The organism is Salinicola halimionae (assembly GCF_003206065.1).
Lineage (GTDB): Bacteria > Pseudomonadota > Gammaproteobacteria > Pseudomonadales > Halomonadaceae > Salinicola > Salinicola halimionae.
On record NZ_PZJQ01000008.1, the window covers coordinates 198 to 5,592 of the forward strand.

Annotated in this window: 2 tRNA genes and 2 rRNA genes; all 4 read right to left on the bottom strand. The window is 53.9% G+C overall.

The annotated features are described in order from the left end of the window. Window positions 1-22: 22 nt before the first annotated feature. Window positions 23-2,915 (bottom strand): 23S ribosomal RNA (locus tag DOM27_RS17790). Between the two features lie 221 nt (window positions 2,916-3,136). Then, a tRNA-Ala gene (locus DOM27_RS17795) sits at window positions 3,137-3,212 on the bottom strand. A gap of 101 nt (window positions 3,213-3,313) precedes the next feature. Then, window positions 3,314-3,390, bottom strand: a tRNA-Ile gene (locus DOM27_RS17800). A 174-nt stretch (window positions 3,391-3,564) separates the two neighbouring features. Beyond that, window positions 3,565-5,105 (bottom strand): 16S ribosomal RNA (locus tag DOM27_RS17805). The 16S and 23S rRNA genes sit together here with 2 tRNA genes alongside, the layout of an rRNA operon. Window positions 5,106-5,395 lie beyond the last annotated feature (290 nt).

Consider the following 5,395-nt stretch of genomic DNA (forward strand, 5'->3'; position numbering starts at 1 on the left):
CTTGCAAACCCCTTGGGGTTATATGGTCAAGCCTCACGGGGTATTAGTACACGTTAGCTCAACGCCTTGCAGCGCTTCCACACCGTGCCTATCAACCAGCTAGTCTTGCTGGACCCTTTAGGAGACTCTAGGTCTCGGGGAGATCTCATCTTGAAGGAGGCTTCCCGCTTAGATGCTTTCAGCGGTTATCCCTTCCGCACATAGCTACCCGGCGATGCCACTGGCGTGACAACCGGAACACCAGAGGTGCGTCCACTCCGGTCCTCTCGTACTAGGAGCAGCACTTCTCAAATCTCCAACGCCCACGGCAGATAGGGACCGAACTGTCTCACGACGTTCTAAACCCAGCTCGCGTACCACTTTAAATGGCGAACAGCCATACCCTTGGGACCGACTTCAGCCCCAGGATGTGATGAGCCGACATCGAGGTGCCAAACACCGCCGTCGATGTGAACTCTTGGGCGGTATCAGCCTGTTATCCCCGGAGTACCTTTTATCCGTTGAGCGATGGCCCTTCCATACAGAACCACCGGATCACTAGAACCTACTTTCGTACCTGCTCGACGTGTCTGTCTCGCAGTTAAGCACCCTTATGCTCTTGCACTCAATGCACGATTTCCAACCGTGCTGAGGGTACCTTCGTGCTCCTCCGTTACTCTTTCGGAGGAGACCGCCCCAGTCAAACTACCCACCACACACTGTCCTCACACCGGATCACGGTGCCAAGTTAGAACGCCAATGATGCCAGGCTGGTATTTCAAGGTTGGCTCCACCATAACTAGCGTCACGGTTTCCAAGCCTCCCAGCTATCCTACACAAGCAACATCAGCGTCCAGTGTGAAGCTATAGTAAAGGTTCACGGGGTCTTTCCGTCTAGCCGCGGGTACACAGCATCTTCACTGCGATTTCAATTTCACTGAGTCTCGGGTGGAGACAGCGTGGCCATCATTACGCCATTCGTGCAGGTCGGAACTTACCCGACAAGGAATTTCGCTACCTTAGGACCGTTATAGTTACGGCCGCCGTTTACCGGGGCTTCGATCAAGAGCTTCGCCTTACGGCTAACACCATCAATTAACCTTCCGGCACCGGGCAGGCGTCACACCCTATACGTCCGCTTACGCGTTAGCAGAGTGCTGTGTTTTTAATAAACAGTTGCAGCCACCTGGTATCTTCGACCGGTTCGCGCTCGGAGAGCAAGTCTCTTCACGTTAAGCCGGCGCACCTTCTCCCGAAGTTACGGTGCCATTTTGCCTAGTTCCTTCACCCGAGTTCTCTCAAGCGCCTTGGGATTCTCACCCTGACCACCTGTGTCGGTTTGGGGTACGGTCGCATGTGATCTGAAGCTTAGAGGCTTTTCCTGGAAGCGTGGCATCGATGACTTCCGGACCGTAGTCCGTTCGTCTCGTCTCTCGGCCTTGAGATCCCGGATTTGCCTAAGATCTCAGCCTACTGACTTTCACCAGGACAACCAACGCCTGGCTCACCTAGCCTTCTTCGTCCCCCCATCGCAACCACATCCGGTACGGGAATATTGACCCGTTTCCCATCGACTACGCTTTTCAGCCTCGCCTTAGGGGCCGACTCACTCTGCTCTGATTAGCATAGAACAGAAAACCTTGGTCTTCCGGCGGGGGAGTTTTTCACTCCCCTTGTCGTTACTCATGTCAGCATTCGCACTCGTGATATCTCCAGCAAGCTTCTCAACTCACCTTCACAGACTTACACGACGCTCCTCTACCGCTCACACCTAAGTGTGAACCCGTAGCTTCGGCATCTGGTTTGAGCCCCGTTACATCTTCCGCGCAGGCCGACTCGACTAGTGAGCTATTACGCTTTCTTTAAAGGATGGCTGCTTCTAAGCCAACCTCCTAGCTGTCTATGCCTTCCCACATCGTTTCCCACTTAACCAGAATTTGGGGGCCTTAGCTGACGGTCTGGGTTGTTTCCCTTTTCACGACGGACGTTAGCACCCGCCGTGTGTCTCCCACGCTCTACTCACCGGTATTCGGAGTTTGCCTCGGGTTGGTAACCCGGGATGGGCCCCTAGCCGAAACAGTGCTCTACCCCCGGCGGTAATACGTGAGGCGCTACCTAAATAGCTTTCGAGGAGAACCAGCTATCTCCGAGCTTGATTAGCCTTTCACTCCGATCCACAGCTCATCCCAGCATTTTTCAACATACTTGGGTTCGGGCCTCCAATTGATGTTACTCAATCTTCACCCTGGCCATGGATAGATCGCCCGGTTTCGGGTCTATATCCAGCGACTGGTCGCCCAGTTAAGACTCGGTTTCCCTACGCCTCCCCTATACGGTTAAGCTCGCCACTGAATATAAGTCGCTGACCCATTATACAAAAGGTACGCGGTCACAGAACAAGTCTGCTCCCACTGCTTGTACGCACACGGTTTCAGGATCTATTTCACTCCCCTCTCCGGGGTTCTTTTCGCCTTTCCCTCACGGTACTGGTTCACTATCGGTCAGCCAGGAGTATTTAGCCTTGGAGGATGGTCCCCCCATGTTCAGTCAGGGTTTCACGTGCCCCGACCTACTCGATTTCACACATTCAGGTTTTCGACTACGGGGCTATCACCCGCTATGGCCGGCCTTTCCAGGCACATTCGTCTAACCAGTCACATGCTTAAGGGCTACTCCCCGTTCGCTCGCCGCTACTAGGGGAATCTCGGTTGATTTCTTTTCCTCCGGGTACTTAGATGTTTCAGTTCTCCGGGTTCGCTTCCCAACACCTATGGATTCAGTGTGGGATACCCAGCTTATGCTGGGTGGGTTTCCCCATTCGGAAATGTCCGGGTCGCAGGTTGTTTGCCACCTCACCGAACCTTATCGCAGGCTACAACGTCCTTCATCGCCTCTGGCTGCCAAGGCATCCACCGTGTGCGCTTAATCGCTTGACCATATAACCCGAAAGGGTCTGGTCAGTGATTAAATCATTCGACAATTGCCGGATACGCTTGAGACGTATCTCGTTTCGCTCTTCTCTAAGAGAAGAACTGTCAGCATGATCCAAATTGTTAAAGAGCGACTGCTGAAAGCAGTTGAAAACATTCATCGTGAGATGAACGCTTTCAACTGGATTCAACATCAAGACTGTCAGGTGTGTTCCTACGGTAGGAACTGGTGGAGCCTAGCGGGATCGAACCGCTGACCTCCTGCGTGCAAGGCAGGCGCTCTCCCAGCTGAGCTAAGGCCCCATGATAATCCAAATACTGGAAATCTTTTTGAGACAAGGCAAAGGACGACGACGTTTATGGGTATAAACAAGTCGGGCTTTAACGCTGAATCAAGAAGATTTTGGTGGGTCTGGGCAGACTCGAACTGCCGACCTCACCCTTATCAGGGGTGCGCTCTAACCAACTGAGCTACAGACCCAGCACCGTATCAACTGCTAAGCCTATCCTGTAGATCGGTCAGCCGACCTCACCCTCCTTTCCATTTAAGGTCAGGGGGTAAGCTCTAACCAACTGAGCTACAGACCCAAACAGTCTTGCTCTGGCCGATCAGGTAATTGATTGTGGACGCTTGAACCGCGTTAAGCTGGTCGTTTAAGGAGGTGATCCAGCCGCAGGTTCCCCTACGGCTACCTTGTTACGACTTCACCCCAGTCATGAACCACACCGTGGTGATCGCTCTCCCGAAGGTTAAGCTAACCACTTCTGGTGCAGTCCACTCCCATGGTGTGACGGGCGGTGTGTACAAGGCCCGGGAACGTATTCACCGTGACATTCTGATTCACGATTACTAGCGATTCCGACTTCACGGAGTCGAGTTGCAGACTCCGATCCGAACTGAGGCCGGCTTTCTGGGATTCGCTCCATCTCGCGATCTCGCAGCCCTTTGTACCGGCCATTGTAGCACGTGTGTAGCCCTACCCGTAAGGGCCATGATGACTTGACGTCGTCCCCACCTTCCTCCGGTTTGTCACCGGCAGTCTCCTTAGAGTTCCCACCATTACGTGCTGGCAAATAAGGACAAGGGTTGCGCTCGTTACGGGACTTAACCCAACATTTCACAACACGAGCTGACGACAGCCATGCAGCACCTGTCTCAGAGTTCCCGAAGGCACGAAGGCATCTCTGCCAACTTCTCTGGATGTCAAGGGTAGGTAAGGTTCTTCGCGTTGCATCGAATTAAACCACATGCTCCACCGCTTGTGCGGGCCCCCGTCAATTCATTTGAGTTTTAACCTTGCGGCCGTACTCCCCAGGCGGTCGACTTATCGCGTTAACTGCGCCACTAAGTCCTTAAAGGTCCCAACGGCTAGTCGACATCGTTTACGGCGTGGACTACCAGGGTATCTAATCCTGTTTGCTACCCACGCTTTCGCACCTCAGTGTCAGTGTCAGGCCAGAAGGCCGCCTTCGCCACTGGTATTCCTCCCGATCTCTACGCATTTCACCGCTACACCGGGAATTCTACCTTCCTCTCCTGCACTCTAGCCTGGCCGTTCCGGATGCCGTTCCCAGGTTGAGCCCGGGGCTTTCACAACCGGCGTGCCAAGCCACCTACGCGCGCTTTACGCCCAGTAATTCCGATTAACGCTCGCACCCTCCGTATTACCGCGGCTGCTGGCACGGAGTTAGCCGGTGCTTCTTCTGCGAGTGATGTCCTTCCTCCAGGGTATTAACCCAGAGGCTTTCTTCCTCGCTGAAAGTGCTTTACAACCCGAAAGCCTTCTTCACACACGCGGCATGGCTGGATCAGGCTTTCGCCCATTGTCCAATATTCCCCACTGCTGCCTCCCGTAGGAGTCTGGGCCGTGTCTCAGTCCCAGTGTGGCTGATCATCCTCTCAGACCAGCTACGGATCGTCGCCTTGGTAAGCCATTACCTTACCAACTAGCTAATCCGACATAGGCTCATCCGATAGCGCGAAGTCCGAAGATCCTCCGCTTTCTCCCGTAGGACGTATGCGGTATTAGCGTGGGTTTCCCCACGTTATCCCCCACTATCGGGCAGATTCCTATGCATTACTCACCCGTCCGCCGCTCGCCACCAGGGAGCAAGCTCCCCGTGCTGCCGCTCGACTTGCATGTGTTAGGCCTGCCGCCAGCGTTCAATCTGAGCCATGATCAAACTCTTCAGTTTAAAGTCTGATAGTCCTTACTCTTCCCGAGGGAAAAAAGCGGACCAAACTTGGTTCAAGGTCAAACGAATCTTGACGAGTCGCTTGCCTCGATATGTCGTGACTGGCTGTCACGCGAGAACAAGCGCCCACATCAATTACCTGATCGATTGTTAAAGAGCGCCTTACTTTGCCGTTGTCGAACCCAAGTGCTTGTCAGCGCTTGTTTTCTGGGCCGCCGTAAGGAGTGGCGTATTTTAAGGATCTGGGCGAGGATGTCAACGTCTTTCTTGTCGATTCCTGCCTGGCGCCG